General features: G+C 58.5%; 3 protein-coding genes. 1 reads left to right on the top strand and 2 read right to left on the bottom strand.

Annotation, left to right across the window (positions count from 1 at the left end; all coding sequences use genetic code 11):
- Positions 1 to 477 (bottom strand): DUF6134 family protein (locus WA989_RS04760; protein WP_424339363.1); only part of this gene is annotated, 477 nt, incomplete at its 3' end.
- Entirely contained in the window at positions 474 to 1,004 is a 531-nt protein-coding gene (locus WA989_RS04765; protein WP_424339364.1) for a cupin domain-containing protein, read from the bottom strand. The genes WA989_RS04760 and WA989_RS04765, both read right to left, overlap by 4 nt.
- 127 nt (positions 1,005 to 1,131) lie before the next feature.
- Here WA989_RS04765 and WA989_RS04770 point away from each other — a divergent pair, with 127 nt between their 5' ends.
- Positions 1,132 to 2,136: a cysteine synthase A gene (locus tag WA989_RS04770; protein ID WP_424339365.1), complete on the top strand. Its 1,005-nt coding sequence runs from the start codon at positions 1,132 to 1,134 to the stop codon at positions 2,134 to 2,136.
- The last annotated feature ends 99 nt before the right edge of the window (positions 2,137 to 2,235 follow it).

Genomic DNA, 2,235 nt, shown 5'->3' on the forward strand with positions numbered 1-2,235 from the left:
GAACACCTCTTTGATGTTCCAGTGGCTTGATGGGATAATCCCCAGCGGCGCATCGCCTTGATAGGACGACCCTGAGACCTTCAGGACGCCTCCTTCGCGCGATGCCGAGACATATTCATCTTCGCCATCATCATTGGTCTTGCCCTCAAGGGCGACCAGTTGGCCGCCGGCCCAGGTTTCGGCCGCGGTCAATTCATAACGAAACATGGTGATCGGGCCGAGGCCGGCTTTGAGATCGACATTCGTTGTGGCGGTGAAGGTGCCATCGTCATCTACATCAAAGTCCACGACGTGCGTGCCGAAATCCTTGCCCTTGCGCAGGACTTTGAAACTGATCTGGTCGCCGTCCTCAGGCTGCCACGCTGCAGGGGCGCCATCGGTCACGGTTGGAGACGCAGCGTCGCTGGTCGCCGAATCTGCAAAGGCTACAGGGGCAAGGCTCACGGCAGCTGACAGGATAATAGCGCGCTTCATCATGTGAATCTCCAGAATGGTGTGTCTCCCTTAGCAACGTAGCAGGTACAAGCGGTGTTCCCGGCGGCTGCAGGGCGGTGTTTGAAGCCTGGCGTTGCAAGCACGATTTCGCCCGGTTGATACCTCCCGATTCCGTCCTCAAACTCGCCGTCCAGCACAACTGTGGCCTCCAGAGCGGAGTGCCCGTGGGCAAAGACGCTTTGGCCGGGCTTGAGGTGCATAAGCTGCCCTGCCCCCGATCGCGGCCGGGCATAGCGCACACCGGTCAGGCCGCGGCGCCATCTTACGGTTTCAAAGTCTGTCTGAATGATGTCGAGCGCTTCGGCGATTCCATTGCGGCGGTCGACGTCGTCCATGGATATATCGCGCGCTTCATCCAGAATGTCTCGAGTAACTTCCCAGAGTTCGGCGGCCTCACCGCCCGAAGACGACATCAACCGGTGGATCGCCGCAGCTGTCTGCATCGCAGGCGGCAGGCTTCCGGCGACATAGTCGAGCATGAAAGCCTGATAAGTGCCTTGAGATGTCATTTGGCGCGGTCCCGGAGAAATTCGTTTAGTTTCTCTACGGTGTGAGTACGCCTCCGGATCACTATTACTGCTGTTGTCAGCCACGGGTGCGGCAGTTACACCGAAAAGCCCGATATGGAGTTCTGCGATGGTTATGGGTTCGGTGCTCGACGCGATTGGCAATACGCCACTGATCAAGCTGCAACGAGTGTCCGATGAAACTGGCTGCACGATTCTCGGCAAGGCTGAGTTTCTGAACCCTGGGCAGTCTGTCAAAGACAGAGCCGCAATCGGTATCGTCAGGGATGCTGAACGTTCGGGCGCGCTGAAGCCGGGTGGTACGATCGTCGAAGGCACGGCCGGCAATACCGGCATCGGCCTCGCAATGGTCGGGGCCGCGCTTGGCTATCGGGTCGTGATCGTCATGCCGCGCACACAGAGCGAAGAAAAGAAGGGCGCGGTGCGCCTGCTTGGCGCCGAGCTCATCGAGGTCGATGCAGTCCCCTACTCCAACCCCAACCATTATGCACGCTATTCAGGCCGGCTCGCTGAAGAGCTGGCCAAGACCGAGCCGAACGGGGCGATCTGGGCCAACCAGTTCGACAATGTCGCCAATCGCGATGCGCATTACGAAACGACGGGTCCTGAAATCTGGAATGATCTCGATGGCAAGGTGGATGGATTTATCTGTGCGGTCGGGTCCGGCGGCACGCTCGCCGGCGTCGCCAAGGCGTTGAAGGAGCGCAACAAGGATGTCAAAATCGGCATCGCGGATCCCGGCGGCGCAGCGCTCTACGAATATTTCAAGAATGGCGAACTCAAATCAGAGGGCACCTCGATCACTGAAGGCATCGGTCAGGGCCGGGTCACGAAGAATATCGAAGACCTCGAAGTCGATTACGCCTATCGCTGCAGCGACACTGAAGCGCTAAATATTCTCTATGACCTGATCCAGCATGAAGGCTTGTGTCTCGGCGGGTCTGCGGGGATAAATATTGCAGGGGCTGTCCGCCTCGCGAAGGATCTGGGCCCAGGCCATACGATCGTCACCATACTTTGCGACTACGGAAACCGGTACCAGTCGAAGCTCTACAATCCGGAGTTTCTGAGATCGAAGGATCTGCCCGTGCCCCCCTGGATGGTGGAGGCCTGACAATGAGCGACTCACCCCTGATAAGCGCCGAATGGCTCCTTGCCAATATAGATGCACCGGATCTTCGCGTCATTGATGCCAGCTGGTTTCCTGCGTGGA

Origin of the sequence: Henriciella sp. (assembly GCF_049649345.1) — a bacterium.
GTDB lineage: Bacteria > Pseudomonadota > Alphaproteobacteria > Caulobacterales > Hyphomonadaceae > Henriciella.